The following is a 14,525-nucleotide window of genomic DNA, read 5'->3' as shown; positions in this document are numbered from 1 at the left end:
GTTTGTGGTTTGGGCCGGTATCCCGGTCCGGGTTGCCTCCCGGACCGGGACCGGTGGTCGTCTTTGGTGCTGGCCGGTGGCCTCATTGGGCAATCGGTCGCTCAGGAGGTGTCCACCTGGGCGATGGTCAGTGTCTCTGTGGAGATGTCAAAGGACGATTTTGTGGATCCTGGGGGCGGGACGCTCGGTTCTGGCCAGGGGTGGTGCTCAGTACTGGCCGAACGTGTGGGCGTAGCCGCCGTCGTAGATCCAGCGGCAAATCTTGATGGTGTTTTCGGCCTGGTCGGTGACGGCACGCCACGGGACGTGGCCGTCGCGGTACGCCACGGCGCGGTTGGCGAGCGTGCGCCAGGCGGTGACGGCCGCCGCTCCGAATGCGGTGTGGATGCACTGCGGTCCGCTCAGCTTGTTCAGCAGGTTCAGGCCGTCGAGGTCGGCGATGTCGATGACATGGGTCCATGCGGTGACCTCGTCGTGCGCGAGGGTGTCGTTGAGCGGCAGGTGGCAGACGGTCACTTCGAGTGCGCGGAGAACGTGCTTGCGGGCGTCCTCGACCAGCTCGACTGCGCGGCGAAGTTCGCCGTCGCGGCTGGCGCTGAGCAGGCGCAGCAGGGCGGAGGCGATGCTGGGGCGGGCCTCGGTGGCGAAGATGCCGCCGTCGTGGGTGAAGAGGATCATCGACATCCCTTTCTGGTTGGTGGTTTGGTGTCTCGGTCGGGCCTTGCCTTTCCCTCCCGGACAACTACTAAGATACCCTATTCTTGGTTTGGTGTCCACCCCGGATCGCCTTACTGCCAGGGAAAGCACCAATGCTTTCGGGTCGACCGCAGTGCGAATCCGCTGGATTGCACGCGCGTGGCCATTTGGACCGATGGCTAAGCAGTTGAGGTGCCTCGTCGCACTGCGTATCGGTCGACGAGTTGCGCGTCGCGGGGCTCGACGATGTCCTCGGTGAACTGGCGCTCGCCCCAGTAGGGCAGCGTCATCACGTATGCCCGACCGGCGTAGTAGCGGGTGCCGTCGAGATCGGGAGGATAGGCGTCGCTGACGCGCTCGATCGATCCGATGGCTCCCGCGGCGAACCCTTGGGTAATGATGACTTCCAGTCCGACTGGATAATCGGTGGCGAAGTTGACGCCGATCGGGCACCCCGGGGCGCAGTAGGCGGTCGGGCAGCCGTCGTCGGCGATGACGATGCGGCCGTCGCCGTAGGTGGCGACTCCGCACGCGCTGCATCGCTGGTTGCGGTCGTCGCGGACCTCGACCACCGCAGCGGCGCGCAGAATCGCCAGACAGTCCACCGGACCGACGACCCATGGGTGCAGGTCTCGCAGCAACTCGACGGGGCTGGTGTATGACGCGACCTCGCCGGTGTCCGCGTCTGCGCGCCGGGCCTGGATCGCCGCGAGCGCGTCATTCACACGCATCTGTGCAGCCGGAACGACCCGTAGGGCGTGGGGCTGGAGCCGGTCGACATCGACCGGCTTGGTCTGACCCGCAACGGCGGCGCGATTGGTAAGGCGTCGGACGGCCCTCGGCCGGCCGTCTCGTGTGATCGACGTGATCACGGCAAGTTCCAGGACCAGCCCGCTCGTGGCGGAACCTGTGGACCCCTCGGCGTTGCGCATGAGGTGGAGGATCGCGAGATCCCCACGACGGGCCGTCTGCATGTGAACTCCCAGAACGAAGACTGATGGGAATCAGCGATTGACGCTGGCGGGGACCGAGTAACCGACCCCCGCCAGCCCGAGTCGTGTGCTAAGCGATGCGCGCAAGTGCGGTGATCACGCCTGGGCCGTCGGTGACCGGTCGCGCGGTTCCGTCGGCGATGAGCTGTCGGCCACCTGCGGACTTGGCGTCGTGCTCGGCTCCGGGGATCGCCAGAACCGGCCTCCTCATCGCGGCGGCTCGGCGCGCGCCAGCGAGGCACAGGCTGCGCAGCGGCGCCTCAATCACGACGGTCGCCGAAGTCAGGGCGGCCAGCGTCTCCATGCTGCCCAGCCGGGTAGACCGACTCTGCTCGCATCCGAGGGGTACAACGCTCACCAGCAGACCTTCAGCCGCAACGGCACTGTAGAAGTCGGGCCGGTTCAGGCCGCGGTCGAGGTCCAGGCCATGGGCCAGCACGACCATTCGGGGTGATCGGTCGGCCGCGATCGATGCGCCGTTAGTCGCGGCCTCGTCGATGCCGAACCGTCCGCCGTTCGCGACGGTCCAGCCGTTGGGGCCGTCGCCGAGTTGCCAACCGATCTGCCGGGCAAGCTGTTTGCCCGCATCATTGGCCGCCGCCGCGCCGGTGATCATGACCGACCGGCGAAGGACGTCGGACAGTCGTCCAGTTCCGCGCACCCACAGGCACAAAGGTGCACCCCGCAGCGCGTTGTCGTGGTTGAGGTCGGCGATCTGCTGCGGCCACTCATCGTCGCCTGGAACGACGGCTCGGATGCCGAGCCGGTCAGCTCGGTGGAGCATTGCGGACGCAGCCTCACGGTGGAGGGCAGCGATCGAGGCCGGAAGCTCGGCGAGCTTGACCGAGGGGCCTTCGCTCGTGACGGCCTCGAATGGCCACGCGTACGGAGCGAAGGTTGCAAGGGCGACGTACGCGACGCGCGTCTCGTAGTCGACCTGCGAGGAGTCATCGATGCTGTGGGGCACCGGGTGGTCCTTTCGGGTTGGTGGTTTGGGTTGTCTCGGTTGGGGCTTGCCTTCCCCTCCCGGACAACTACTAAGATACCCTATATTGGGTTGGATGTCTACCCCGGACCCCCGTTCACCGGCACATCCGTCAAGATCCTTTTGCCCGGCGGTGACCGCAAGCCGCGCGACCAGCCACACCCGTCCGCACAGCTTCAGCGTCCTGCCCTTTTTCGGACGGCGGGGGGCGAACTCGTTCGCCCGGTTCCGGGCGACGGCAGTCCAATCCGGGCCGGGGGTTTCGACCAAAAGATCATGCGTAGTTCAGCATGATGTTTTGGGAGCCCGGACCGGATTTGACGGCCGGCGAACGGAACCTACACTCCCGGGCGTCAGCCCCCGGTGGCCGGAAAAGGGAAGGGCAGCGCGGCCGAAGGCCGCACCGCTCCGGCCCCCCGAGGGGCCGGCATCAGCCGGAGGCTGGTACGCCGGCCGCAGGCCGGAACAACAGCCCAGCGTCGATGTCCGGGCCGCTGATTGACGGGTCTACGGCTCGTCGGAGTCGCGGCCGTCCGGGCGGTGAACTTTCATCCATGCCTCGACGTCGTCACGCGCCCACACCTTCCCTTGAGCAAGGTCGGCGACCGGTTTCGGGAAGTCCTGTCGACTGGTGATCTGGTATGCGCGCTGGCGACTCACACCGCCAAGCCGGATGCGGATCTCATGCGCCCCCACCAGAGAGGCGGCCTTCGGTGCCATGCGGCACATGCTAGTCTAAGGACTAGACCGTGTCACCAGGCTAGGTGTCGCCCGACTCGAGTACTTCCTTGGGCCGCCCAGCTTCCGAAGCTAGGCCGTCCGGTTCCGGCCTCGGCGTCAGTGGCCGGCGATCGGGCATCCAGGGATAGGATTCGCAGCCGTTATCTCGAGATCGACGTCAGCAACCCGTCAGCGTCGGCTACCGGGAGGACCTCGCGGCTGCCCGCGGTGTGCGCTACATCCGTAGGAGGAACCACGCCATGGCGGGCACCCTGTACTTCGGCCCCGGCCCTGGGGCGAGTTGGCCACTGACCATTACGGCGGTGGAGGCGGCCCTGCAGCAGCGGTTCCCGTCGGCACGGTTCGTGCATCGCACCATACCCACCAACCAGCAGCCGTACCTGCGGTTCGAGCTCGACCCGGGCGACGGCGAATTGCGCAAGGGCACGTTTGGTTCCAACGGGGTGCTGTCGTTGTCGGACGGCACGCCCGAGGTCTGGGCGGGCACGATCGCCTGGTACTTGTCGCTATTGCCGCCCGCAACCAGCGTGTATGCCCTCGTCGAGGAGAGCCCCACCGATCCCACCCCGGTCCCGGAGACGGTGAGCTCGCCCGAGGCGATCGTCGAGTTCCTGCACGCCATCGAAGCCTGACTCCGGACCCCGGGCTGGTCAGGCTTCCAAGCGTTCGCGTAGTGCCTGCCATACCTGGGCTGGCTCCGGTGCGGAGTTGATCTGGTCGGCCACGCGGTGCGCGGCGGCGCGGTAGGAAGGGTCGGCAAGTACCGCGGCGACGGCGTCACCTGCGGCTGCTGGGGTGCTGATGGTGATACCGGCTCCGGCCGCTGCGATCCGTTCAGCGTTCATCGGCTTCTCCGCGCCCCGCGGGAACATCACCATGGGGATGGCCCGGCTCAGGGCGGCCAGCACGGTTCCGGCGCCGCCCGCGGCCACCACGGCGGCCACGTCGTGCAGGAGGTCACCGATTGGCGTGAACGGCAGGAAGCGCACGTGGGCCCTGGTGTCGGTGAGCGGGTGGGTGACGCCGGGCGGGACCAGGGCGAGGACCTCTACCTCGAGGCCGGCGACGGCGTCGACCAGCGCGTCGAGTAAGTCGCGGTCGAGGATGACGGTGCCCAGTGTGATCAGCACCCGGGGCCGTCCCGCAGCGGGGATCGGCGCGCGGGATGCGGGGGTTGTGTAGGGCGGTAGCCGGATCGGTAGCCGGTCGGGTGGGGGTTTCCACTGCGGTTGTTGCAGCGCGGGCGGCCACGGGTCTACGAGCGCTAACCGGCTGACCTGTTCGAGACGCAGTTGGGTGTAGCGGGAGATCAGCCGGGCGTACATCGCGGTCGCCAGTGCCGGCGGGTTCACGGGCAGGCCGATGGCGTGCTGGATCAGCGGGACGTTGAGGGCGCTGGCCAGCATCGGGCCGATCGTGTCGTACTCGTCGGCGACGATGACGTCCGGGCCGGTCTCGTGGGCGTGGCGCAGGGCCTCGCCGAAGGTCAGGTCGGGGCGCGTCGCGGCGAACAGCTCCCCGACCGCGTCGTAGTCGGCCATCGAAGCGCCGCCGGTACGCCGGGCGTTCTCCTCCAGGAGGAAGTCGATGTCCGGTCCGTACACGCTGGTCGGCAAGGCCTGGGCCAGATGAGTCATCGACGCGGGCACGGTGATCACGGGCTGGTCGCCGGCGTCGGCGACCGCCCGGGCCAACGGCAGCAGCGGCAGCAGGTGACCGTAGATCGGCACGGCGGTGAACAGCACGCGGCGGCTGGTGCTCACCCTTGGTCCTGCTGCGTCGGCGGAATGTAGGAGGTGCTGTTGACGGCGAGGTTGACGCCGGCTTCGGTGAGCCGGGCGTGCATGAAGCCGTACGACGACTGCATGCGTTCAGCGATCTGGCGGATGGAGAGCCCGTCGTCCTCGTACAGCCTTTTCAGCTCGGCGAGCTCCTTCGCCTTCTGCTGAGGGTCGAGGTTGCGGAACCGTTCGACATAGGGTCCTTGTTGGCGCGGGGATTTCTCTCGGACTGGCGTAGACACAATGGTCTCCTGCTATCGGGATGGGCCATGTTCGGCGGAGAGGGAGTCGGGGTTGGTGATGCGGCGGAGACTTCCAGGCTTCGACCGACGAGTTCACGACAACCACTGGTTTCTATGCACTCACTGCGACGGTCGGACTTCCTGAGTGCCTCGGGACGGTTAGTGGTCTTGGACGGCAGGCCAGCCGTCGTGCCCGTGCTGATGACGGTCTGTTGGGCTGGTTTTGCAGGGGGTCGTCGGTGTCTGGGGATGTCGCGCGGCGCCATTGAGGGTGCAGGTGACGAGGTGATGGTCGGAGTCAGGCGCCTCTGCTGGACCGGTGGTCGCCGGGTAGACGCGATAACTGCCCGGGACGTACATGTCTTCGTTGTTGACCAGGATGAGGTCGATGGTCTCGCCGCGTCCGTCGTCGTCGACGACGGTCGGCGCGTACGCGATCTCGGCAGGGCTGCCGGTGGCATAGGCGAGGTCGGGGACCGCGCGGAACCCCATCGCTTGTAAATGCGCGATCGGGGCGCTCGCGGGCAGCCACACGTCGTTGACCTGGACGGCTTTATGGGATCGCAGTCGTGGGCTGGCGTACTCCCAGTTGCGTGTGGGATATCGGTCGCCGGGCGGTGTGCAGTTGAGGTCGCCGAGGATGACCGCGTTTTGGCGGTAGGCGGCGCCGTATCGGTCGAGCAGCCGTGCGCGTTCCAACCGTAGCTGCGGAGAGCTGGGGTGCAGGTGTTCGAGAAGAACGGCGAACCGGTCACCGGTCGCGCGGATTTCGATTTCGGCGAGGCCGCGCGCGTCGGGGTAGTCGGGGCGGCTGGTGCCGTCGTGCCAGCGGGCCAGCCGCAGGACGGTGGTGTCGAGGAAGAACGCGGGCGCGATGGGTCCGCGGTCGCTCCAGCTCAGCGTCCCGACGTAGGGCCGGCCGTAGACGTTTGACAGCACGGCGGCGGCGTCCAGCAGGCCGGCATAAGCGTTGTCGTCGTACTGCTTGGCCTCGCAGAGGCCAAAATAGGATGGTGGCGTGCTCAGTTGGGCGGCGATGCGTTCGAGCCGGTCGAAGTCGTAGCGGCCGGGCGCGAGCATCGCGCCGCTCTTGAGGTTCAGCAGAGCCATCGGCACGTGTGATGGCTGCTCTGCTCGGACAGCGGTGTCGGTGGGTTCCGGCTCAATGCCAACGGTCATCGTCGACTCCTGTGGGTTCGTCGAGGGAAGAGGTCTCGGGCGGTTCGCGGTCATCCGGGAACGTTCCGCAGGCGCCGGCTCACGTGGGCAATGACCGGCGGTATTCGAGCCATCGGCGGGTTGCCGCGCGCAGCGTTTCCCCGACCGCTGCCCGGCGGGGTAAGCGGGCCTGGGCGGTGGCGAAGAGACTGACCGCTCTTGCCGGCGCGTGTTGCCACGCCGGGATCCGGGCCACGATGTCTTCGGCTGCTGCGGGTGGGTGGCCGGCGGCGATCAGGTGAGTCACCCAGAATGCCGGGTCGAGCCAGGCGGCCCCGCGGGTCGCGGCGGACCAGCCCACCAGCCGCGCTTTGCCATCGGCGATGATGACGTTGGCAGGAGCGAGGTCGGTGTGCAGCAGCGTGGTGCCGGCGAAGTAGGCCAGGTCGGGATCGTTGATCCACTGCTGCAGGCGCAGCGGCGCCTCGTACAGGTCGACGGTGCTCGGGCAGGGCACGCGGGCGACCCGGGTCAAGAGTTCCGTCACGGCGGGCAGATCGTCGGAGCCGGGAGCGTAGTTCGCGGGCCTGCCGTCGAGAGCTTCGAAGATCAGAATGTCCCAGTCGCGTTGGAGATGAGCGACCAGCGCAGCCCCGACGGGGAGCACGAAAGGGGCCAGCGTGGCCTCGCGCAGTTGCCGGGACGCGTCGTGGCCGGCGGGTATCGCCTTGACGAAGAACCGGCCTTTGCGGGTGTGCACCAACGCGGTCACTGCGATGCTGGAGCCGGCAGCGGCCGTGGACACGGTGTCGGTCGAGCCGATCACCGCGGTGATCGCGTCCCGGATCGGGACCGGCAGATCGTCGTAAGAGCGTCGTGATTAGGCTCGCGACAAACGACACCAGCGGTTCGTGAGTTTTGACTCCGTTGATCGGCTCGGCTGGTGATCAATCTCCGTTAGTTTTGACCGCACTTTGGTCCGTTGCCGTGGGTTGGTCAGGATCGTTGGCGGTCTGTAGGCGGAGCCGGGTGAGCGCGAGCATGTCGATCAGCCAGCCGGGGACCGCCGCTGATGTCTCGGGCGCGGAGGACCGTGCCGAGCTCGTGGTGGACGGCTGGGCTGGCATGGCGAAGAAGTCCTCGCAGACGCCAAGGATCATCGGTAGTAGTTCGTCGTCGGGTTCTTCCGGATCCATGGGGGCGGTTGGTTAGGCCGGGGTCCGGGTGGCATTGCGGGCGCAGGTTCAGGCGAGGCGATAGAGCGTCCTCTGACCGTGGTGTCAGAACTGACGGACAAACCCCACGTCAGAGCCGCTCAGCACTACGTGGTCACGTGTCTCTTGCCAAAGAGGTTTGTCCGTGCCAGCGAAAGACGTGCAACACGAGGTTTGTGTCAGGCAACTTTGTCCGTGGTGGTTCGGCGTGATGGTGCGTTGTTCAGGCTTTGAATGAGTGGAGGCTGGCCAGGGCCAAGGTCTGTTCGGCGTCGAACTCTCTGAAGGTGCTGACTGGCCGGAAACCCAGACGGACCGCAAGCTTCAACGAGCGCGTGTTCGCACTCTGAGTCACGAGGATGACCGGCTCATCGGGCAGTTCATCCGCAGTAGCTCGTAACACTGCGGTGGTGGCCTCGAACGCCAGGCCTGCGCCCCATGCGTCGGGCCGCAACAGATAGCCCAGCTCCAGTTCTTCGCCGTAGTCGTTGACATGACCAGGCAGTTCAACCGCTCGGCGTTTGAGTTCCACAGTTCCGAGGAGATCGTCGGTGGCCTTGTCGGCGATGATGAAACCGCCGGGACGGGGGGTCGCGTTCGCTGCGCCGCCGATCTCGTCAAGGCGCTGCTCGACAGTCTCCCGGAGATGAGGGCCGCCGAGGTGGGCCCAGACCTGCGGGTCCGTCTGCAGCTCAATAAGCCGCTCTCGGTCGGCGTCACGTGCTTTGCGTAGCAGGACGCGATCCGTGGCGATCTCGGCGGCGGACAGCATCGACGACTCGCTCATGTGGCCCTTCCTCGCTGAACGCGACGAGATCCATCAGATCATGTCACGCCGCGGCAAAGCGCCGGATCCTCCAGCGGGCGGTTCCGTGGTGTCGAAACTCGCGGACACGAAATCCGCCGACGATCAAGCGGTATCAAAAGAGGTGTTGAAACGGTGTCCGAAGACCCGGAGATAACCAAGCGTCGCGCGTCCGGCATCGTCCACCTCCTCGAGGAGCGAAGTCACTTCCCTTTTGATCGCCGTGAGTCCGCGCCCCGGGTGGTCCGGCCCACCCCGTCGTGAGGGGGCGGGCCGGACCGGGGTTATGCGGTGCGTGCGGTCAGCGGGTGAGGTGCGGCTTCAGCCGGTCGAGCCGGGCACTGGCCTTCTTGTCCAGGGAGCGGACGGTGGGGCGGCAGAGGCAACCGCGGGTGTGGCCGGCGCGGATCGTGTCGGCGATCCAGGTCCGGAACGGCGGGTACGCGACGTTGGTGTAGATCATCGGTCCGTCGCACGGGTTGGCGTTCGGGTCTTGCGGGTCGCTGGTCTCCCGACTGCCGAGGCCAACCTCTTCCCACCTCGGGTGCCGGCCGGGGTGCCAGGTCAGGGCCGGGCTGCCGGAGTCGCCGAAGCAGGCTCCGGTGCTGGTGCAGGTTTCGCCGGGCCCGATGAGACCGCCTTGGCAGGCCGCGGCGGGCAGCACGGTGATGGTGCGCTGCTGGAGCATGGTCGGCAGCGGGTAGCCGGCCGGGACCGGGTATTGGGTCAGTCCCCAGCCGATGAGCCGCAGCGGCTCCGACGGGCGGGCCTGCCGGGCTCCGACGGGCATGAGCCCGGCCGGCACGGGCTGGGTGAGTTTGACCAGGGCCAGGTCGGAGACCGGTGTGCCCGCTGGCTGTTCCAGCCATTGCCAGTCCGGGTGCAGCCACACCTTCTCGGCGGTGGCGACGATCCCGGCGGTCCGGTCGTTGCTGCCGATGTGCACGGTGATCCGCTCGGCGGGCACCGCTTCGACCTGCGGGGCGACGAACTCGTCGCTGACGCAGTGCGCGGCGGTGAGAACGACCCGCGGGGTGATCAGAGTGCCGCCGCACTGCGCGGTTCCGATGCCGGGATAGAGAACGCCGACGAACGTCATGCCCGGATAGGCGTGCGTGGCGTCGCGACCGCCGACAATCGCCGCGGCCGGGGAGGCCGCGACGGCGAGTATGCCGGCAACCGTTGCCGCGGCGATCGTCGACCGTTTGAGGAGTTTCATCGAATCCTTACTGATCAGAGGGATGGGTCACCCGGCACCGTCGTGGTGCCGGGAACATGAGGGGCGGCCTGCGGGCGCTGGCGCCTAGTCGGCAAGCGTCCGACCGCCGTCGTAGCGGTATTGCGTCCGGCGCCCGTTCGCGGCCAGCAGACTCGGTAGGCAGAGCGGACCACCGGCCACGGGCTCCCGACGAAAACGCGAGATGTGGTGGAGGAAAGGCCGGCCTCAGGAGGCCCGAGCCCGTCGTGGGCGGCGTTGTGGTGTACGCAAGGCGTCGTTCGACGTGACCGGGTTACGACCGGGAGGGCAGCAAAACCGCTTGCCACCCCTGCCATCGGTCCGCCTCGGGTGGTGGTTCACGTTGCGGGAGCAGGGTGCAGACCGGTGGATGTTCGCGTTCGGCGACGGCAATCTGCACGGCGGTGATGAACGCGGCGGTTGCGCGCTGGTCGGTTCCGGGCACCGCGACGAGGTAGGTGTGGTCGCGGAGCAGGGTGTGAGCGGCGTCGGTGTCGCCGCATCCGGCGAGGATGCCGGCGTAGGTGCTCAGGAGCTGTCCGCCGGTGGGTTGGGCGGGCACGTCGGTGTGTTTCCAGTAGGTGAAGGCTTCCTGGATCTGGGAGTGGGCTTCGGCGCATTGCCCGTCAGCGTGGAGCGCTACGGCGAGTTCTCTCCAGGCATGGGGGATGTCCTCGGCGGGTCCGTAGGTGGTGTAGGCGGTGAGCTCGCGGCGCCGGGTGATCGCGGCGTCGAAGGTGAGGCCCTGCCTGGTGCAGACGCGGGCGTACATGTCGGCGATGTGGTGGCGCGTCGGGTTCGCCACGGTGTAGTAGGTGCGTGCCGCCTGGTTGGCGTATCGGGCCCAGGCGAGTTGGATGTCGTCGCGGTCGGGGTGGGTGTGGGCGAATGACAGGACGTCGATGTAGAAGGTCGCGGCACGCATCAGGCGAGGGTCGTGGCGGGCGGTAACCGGGTCGAACGGTCCCAGTGCGTGGCTGAGTAGCCGACACGCGCGGGTGTTCTCCAGGTCGCGCATGAGCCGTCGCGCATGGCGGATTACCGCGGGCAGAACACCGAGTTCTGGCATGCCCACGACTGGTTGACGCAAGCTCTGATCGGCTCTGTTCATCGGGTTGTCCGGGGCCCTTCGACCTGTTGGAGGGGTTTTCCGAGCACGTCGGCGTGGTATGGCCGCTTCGGGGTGGCGGGAGCCTTGGCGAAGCCATAGAGCAGCGCATCCCACTGCTCACCGGAGCGGCGCGCGGATCGCGGGCGCCCGGCGTCCGGGCCCGGCGCCCGGCACTGGCGTTGATGCTCGGATCGCTGCTGGGGGCCGACGTGCCAGCCGATACTGAGGATGTCCTTCATCGGGTGGTCCGGCTCGATGAGCAGGTGTCGGAATCGGCTTGCGGTTTCGACGGCGCGTTCGTCAAAGCCGCAGAGAATGAGTATCTCGAGCATGCTGGTCAACGCGTGCCGCTGAGCGTGCGCAGCATCGACCGCGGCGGCGGCGGTGTGTGGTGCGGCGCGTGGGAGGGGGCGTAGACAGAGCTGCAGGCGGCGGGCGGCGGCTTCGCGGGCGATGCGGCACCATCCGGCCTGATGGGCGAGCCGTTGCAACAGGCCCAGCGCTGCTGCGGTCTCGCGGCTGTCGCCCAGCTTGGCCAGACCGCAGTACTGCCGGCACGCCAGCCTGACGGACAGGTCGAGCCGGCCGGTGTTGTCAGCCAGCCCGGCTGCGGTCCCGTAGCCCTCGAGGGCGTCGGCGTCGTCTGCGGGATGAAGCTGGGGGATGACGCGCAGGAGGTAGTTCAGGCAGGCGTCGTCCATGTCGACGCGGTAGGCGAACCAGATTACGGCTAGCAGCAGCCGCGGGTCAGCCGGTGCGGCGGCCAGGTCGATGCGGGCGAGCGTGTCGGCGGCCTCGTCTTTGATGCCGTCGAGGGGGTCGTCGAGCCAGTCGCCCGAGGGTCCGTGGCGGTAGTCGTCGCGCACGATGGAGGCCAGCTGGGCGAGGCGATCCAGCACTTGCTCCCGTACAGCTGGTTCACCGGCTGCCGCGGCAGGGCTGTCGGTCGGCGCCTGGTACGGGAAGGTCGTTGATTGCTGGCGGGTCATCGCCGCGGCTGCCGTCGCGTAGCGGCCGTGACCAGGCCGGGTCGCCCGTAACGTGCTGCCGATGCTTGAGCCGGTAGGTGGAAGCTGGAAGGGGCGGGCATGGCGTAGTCCTTCGTGCCGGTCAGTGTCGGTAAGGGATGCCGGCGCGCGCTGGGTGGCGCGGTCGCGCGGCAGGTGCGGTCGTGCTCGCTCATGGGAGGTCCCCGCTCAGGGCGCCGAGCCGGGTGTTCACGTGGTCGAGGGCGCCGGGATCTGTGGCGGCCGCGGTGTGCACGGCGCGGCTGGGGTCGAGGATGGTGAAGGTGCCGGCGATACCGACCGCGAAGGTCGTGTTCTGTTCGGCGATGGTGATGGCCGTAGGCGCGAGTCGGCCGTCACCGCCATCGGCCACGCCGGGCTCAGGCAGTCCGCAGCGACGAGGGGCGTGGATCTGCCGCGTGGGTCAGGCGAGAGTGTCGAGGGGTCCTAGGGCGACCACATCTCGCCCGGCTTCTGAGTTTCTGCGCGGACGGCCTTGATCCACACGCCGATGTCCGCAGGTGGCTTCTCGATGCTCCTGACCACGAGAGCGGTCGCACTCGCCGGGGTGTATCCGGGGCCTACGTCTTGCAGGTGGAGGTGGTTACCGAGGACCAGCGCGACGGCCACCTGGTAGAGCTCGGGCCATTTGATGTACGGGTCGCCTGTGCTGTAGTGGATGGCCCAGCGGCAGCGGCGGACGACCTCCTGACCAAAAGCGTCGAGAGGGAAAGCGGTGACCGCGGGTGCGACGGGTTCCTCATTGGTGGGCTCGTCGGTGGCTTCGGCCGCGTGCTGGGCGAGGTGATCCGGCAGCAGGCTGACGATCCAAGCAACGGGCACCTCGCGATCCGGTCCGTACTCACGTACCGCGTTGAAGTCCGGGTGCACGTGGCAGCGCACGGCGATGGTGCCGTCGCCTATCCACAGGAAGACCTGGTCGGCGCCGGGCACAGCGGTCGCAGCTGTCTTGCCGGCTGCGGCCGAGTGCTGGTGCGCTGCGGTCTCGGGCTGGTGGTCGGCCATCGGTGATTTCCCTCGTGGTATCGGCTTGTGCGGCGCGACGTCGGCGTTGGTCAGGCGGCGGGTTGCCGCAGTTGGGCGCTCAGGTAGACGACCGGGGTGGTGAAGGTGATGCCGGCCTGGTCCGGGGCGTGGTCGAGGGCTTGGTGCCAGGCAGTGGCGTACCGGTCGGCGAGGTCGGCGCCGAGATGGTTCGTGATCAGGTCGAGGGGGTGGGCGGCGCCAGGGTGCGGGATGCGGTGCAGGTAGGCGTCGATCTGGTTATGGGTGGTCATCTGGTCGGTGACGGCGGTCTCGGTGGTGCTCGAGGTGAAGCCGGCGTGCTGGGCGGCGTCCAGCAGGGCGTCGATGCTGAAGGCGAGCATCGGGGCGGCGGTTGCGCTGCTGCGTTGCCGTAGCCGGTCGATGGCGTCGAGCTCGGCGGGGGTGATGTCGGCGAGGACGGCATCGTGGTGCCGGCGAGCGTTGATGGGTTCAAACGCCGCGAAGACCCCGCCCGGTTTGAGGACGCGGGCGACTTCGCGCAGGGCGCCGGGCAGGTCGTGCAGGTAGATCAAGACGCTGCGGGCAACGACGCGGTCCATGCTGGACGCGGCGATGGGCAGGCGGCCGGCATCACCGGCGACCGGGAAGATGGCGCGCTGCGTACGGGTGATCTCGGCGAGCGCGCTGACAGCCAGGTCGACGGCGAGGACGGTTCCGGTGGGGGCGACGCGGTCAGCAGCGGCATGGGTGAGCAGACCGGTTCCGGCTCCGATGTCCAGCAGGCGGTCGCCGGGCCGGACCTGGGCCGCATCCAGCACTCGGTCGCTGATGCCGGCCAGCAGGTCGGACAGTGCGGCTTGTTCGGCGTGTCCGCGTCCGTGGTCACGCTCGCGGGTCAGCCATTTCCCGCCGTTTTCGGTCGAGGCTGCCGGTGTGGTGTGCTCACCCATGCTGATCAGTGCTCCTCTGCTGCGGTGGTCGCTGGTTACGCGGCGGCGGCCGTCATCTGGAAGGCCGGGCCGATCGCGTTGTTCAACGAGGGCAGCAGATCAGTGAGCCGGGCGTCCTTCTCCGCGTGGTAGATCGCGTCGATGGGCTCGAGCTGGTCGTCGCGCAGCAGGTCGTGGCCGCGTTCGCCGTAGGCGAAGAACAGCTCCTCCTCGGCCCGGAACAGCTCGGCGTGCCGGTCGAGCAGTTCCTTGCGCCCGGCGACGGTCTCGGCGTTGAGCCGGCCCCGCTTGTGTTCCAGCTGCTCGGTGACCTGAGCGAACTCGACCCGGATCTCGATCAGCTTCGCCTGGTACTCGGCGTTGAGGTCGATCAGGGCGACGATCTGCTGCGGGGTGAGGCCGACTTCCTCGTGGTGCGACAGCATCCGGGTGAACAGGACCTTCGCGGCGATGCTCTCGCAGGAGATGTCGATCAGGTAGCCGGGCCGAGGGAACAAGTTGTGGTTGACACCGCACATGCTGTGACTCCTTATCGTGTGCTGGAGGAGGCTTCGATTCGCGGGATTGCCAGTACGTGGACCGATTCGGGGAGCGCGGA

General features: G+C 67.9%; 18 protein-coding genes. 1 reads left to right on the top strand and 17 read right to left on the bottom strand.

Annotation, left to right across the window (positions count from 1 at the left end; all coding sequences use genetic code 11):
* Nucleotides 1-207 precede the first annotated feature (207 nt).
* From ACQP2F_RS33315 to ACQP2F_RS33300, 4 genes are all read right to left on the bottom strand, one after another.
* On the bottom strand, nucleotides 208-678 hold the full coding sequence (locus tag ACQP2F_RS33315) for a hypothetical protein (protein ID WP_433294519.1): 471 nt from the start codon (nucleotides 676-678) through the stop codon (nucleotides 208-210).
* 197 nt (nucleotides 679-875) lie between these two features.
* On the bottom strand, nucleotides 876-1,628 hold the full coding sequence (locus ACQP2F_RS33310; RefSeq protein ID WP_433294517.1) for a hypothetical protein: 753 nt from the start codon (nucleotides 1,626-1,628) through the stop codon (nucleotides 876-878).
* Between the two features lie 130 nt (nucleotides 1,629-1,758).
* Nucleotides 1,759-2,655, bottom strand: a complete 897-nt coding sequence (locus tag ACQP2F_RS33305) for a DNA-processing protein DprA (protein WP_433294515.1) — start codon at nucleotides 2,653-2,655, stop codon at nucleotides 1,759-1,761.
* A 525-nt stretch (nucleotides 2,656-3,180) separates the two neighbouring features.
* The gene (locus ACQP2F_RS33300; RefSeq protein ID WP_433294513.1) at nucleotides 3,181-3,393 is read right to left on the bottom strand and encodes a helix-turn-helix transcriptional regulator; all 213 of its coding nucleotides are present in this window, start codon (nucleotides 3,391-3,393) and stop codon (nucleotides 3,181-3,183) included.
* A gap of 260 nt (nucleotides 3,394-3,653) precedes the next feature.
* Here ACQP2F_RS33300 and ACQP2F_RS33295 point away from each other — a divergent pair, with 260 nt between their 5' ends.
* A complete protein-coding gene (locus ACQP2F_RS33295; RefSeq protein ID WP_433294511.1) occupies nucleotides 3,654-4,046 on the top strand; it encodes a hypothetical protein in 393 nt (130 codons plus the stop codon).
* An 18-nt stretch (nucleotides 4,047-4,064) separates the two neighbouring features.
* On the opposite strand, the gene ACQP2F_RS33290 is transcribed toward ACQP2F_RS33295, so the two are convergent.
* The 13 genes from ACQP2F_RS33290 to ACQP2F_RS33230 form a co-directional block, all read right to left on the bottom strand.
* Nucleotides 4,065-5,177 (bottom strand): glycosyltransferase, encoded by a 1,113-nt coding sequence (locus ACQP2F_RS33290; RefSeq protein ID WP_433294510.1) that lies wholly within the window; start codon nucleotides 5,175-5,177, stop codon nucleotides 4,065-4,067.
* Nucleotides 5,174-5,437, bottom strand: a complete 264-nt coding sequence (locus ACQP2F_RS33285) for a helix-turn-helix domain-containing protein (protein ID WP_433294507.1) — start codon at nucleotides 5,435-5,437, stop codon at nucleotides 5,174-5,176. Before ACQP2F_RS33285 ends, ACQP2F_RS33290 begins: the two co-directional genes overlap by 4 nt.
* A gap of 159 nt (nucleotides 5,438-5,596) precedes the next feature.
* On the bottom strand, nucleotides 5,597-6,616 hold the full coding sequence (locus ACQP2F_RS33280) for an endonuclease/exonuclease/phosphatase family protein (RefSeq protein WP_433294505.1): 1,020 nt from the start codon (nucleotides 6,614-6,616) through the stop codon (nucleotides 5,597-5,599).
* A 79-nt stretch (nucleotides 6,617-6,695) separates the two neighbouring features.
* Nucleotides 6,696-7,421: a hypothetical protein gene (locus ACQP2F_RS33275; RefSeq protein ID WP_433294503.1), complete on the bottom strand. Its 726-nt coding sequence runs from the start codon at nucleotides 7,419-7,421 to the stop codon at nucleotides 6,696-6,698.
* 121 nt (nucleotides 7,422-7,542) lie between these two features.
* On the bottom strand, nucleotides 7,543-7,791 hold the full coding sequence (locus ACQP2F_RS33270; protein WP_433294501.1) for a hypothetical protein: 249 nt from the start codon (nucleotides 7,789-7,791) through the stop codon (nucleotides 7,543-7,545).
* Nucleotides 7,792-8,032: 241 nt separating this feature from the next.
* Nucleotides 8,033-8,596, bottom strand: a complete 564-nt coding sequence (locus ACQP2F_RS33265; RefSeq protein ID WP_433294499.1) for a GNAT family N-acetyltransferase — start codon at nucleotides 8,594-8,596, stop codon at nucleotides 8,033-8,035.
* A 319-nt stretch (nucleotides 8,597-8,915) separates the two neighbouring features.
* Nucleotides 8,916-9,833, bottom strand: coding sequence for a S1 family peptidase (locus ACQP2F_RS33260; protein WP_433294497.1), 918 nt, complete (start codon nucleotides 9,831-9,833; stop codon nucleotides 8,916-8,918).
* A gap of 292 nt (nucleotides 9,834-10,125) precedes the next feature.
* Nucleotides 10,126-10,869, bottom strand: a complete 744-nt coding sequence (locus ACQP2F_RS33255; RefSeq protein ID WP_433294495.1) for a hypothetical protein — start codon at nucleotides 10,867-10,869, stop codon at nucleotides 10,126-10,128.
* Nucleotides 10,870-10,958: 89 nt separating this feature from the next.
* Complete coding sequence (locus tag ACQP2F_RS33250; RefSeq protein ID WP_433294493.1) at nucleotides 10,959-11,951, bottom strand: hypothetical protein; 993 nt, start codon at nucleotides 11,949-11,951, stop codon at nucleotides 10,959-10,961.
* Between the two features lie 190 nt (nucleotides 11,952-12,141).
* The gene (locus ACQP2F_RS33245) at nucleotides 12,142-12,342 is read right to left on the bottom strand and encodes a hypothetical protein (RefSeq protein WP_433294491.1); all 201 of its coding nucleotides are present in this window, start codon (nucleotides 12,340-12,342) and stop codon (nucleotides 12,142-12,144) included.
* A gap of 74 nt (nucleotides 12,343-12,416) precedes the next feature.
* Nucleotides 12,417-12,995, bottom strand: a complete 579-nt coding sequence (locus tag ACQP2F_RS33240; RefSeq protein WP_433294489.1) for a hypothetical protein — start codon at nucleotides 12,993-12,995, stop codon at nucleotides 12,417-12,419.
* A 50-nt stretch (nucleotides 12,996-13,045) separates the two neighbouring features.
* Nucleotides 13,046-13,927 carry a methyltransferase domain-containing protein gene (locus tag ACQP2F_RS33235; RefSeq protein ID WP_433294488.1) on the bottom strand — a complete coding sequence of 294 codons (882 nt, stop codon included), beginning with the start codon at nucleotides 13,925-13,927 and terminating at the stop codon, nucleotides 13,046-13,048.
* Nucleotides 13,928-13,962: 35 nt separating this feature from the next.
* Entirely contained in the window at nucleotides 13,963-14,445 is a 483-nt protein-coding gene (locus ACQP2F_RS33230) for a hypothetical protein (RefSeq protein WP_433294486.1), read from the bottom strand.
* Between the last annotated feature and the right edge of the window lie 80 nt (nucleotides 14,446-14,525).

This window comes from Actinoplanes sp. CA-030573, assembly GCF_050951115.1.
In the GTDB taxonomy this organism is placed as follows: Bacteria; Actinomycetota; Actinomycetes; order Mycobacteriales; family Micromonosporaceae; genus Actinoplanes.
The sequence above is the reverse complement of the archived record's forward strand: the minus strand, read 5'-3'. Positions and strand labels throughout refer to the sequence as shown.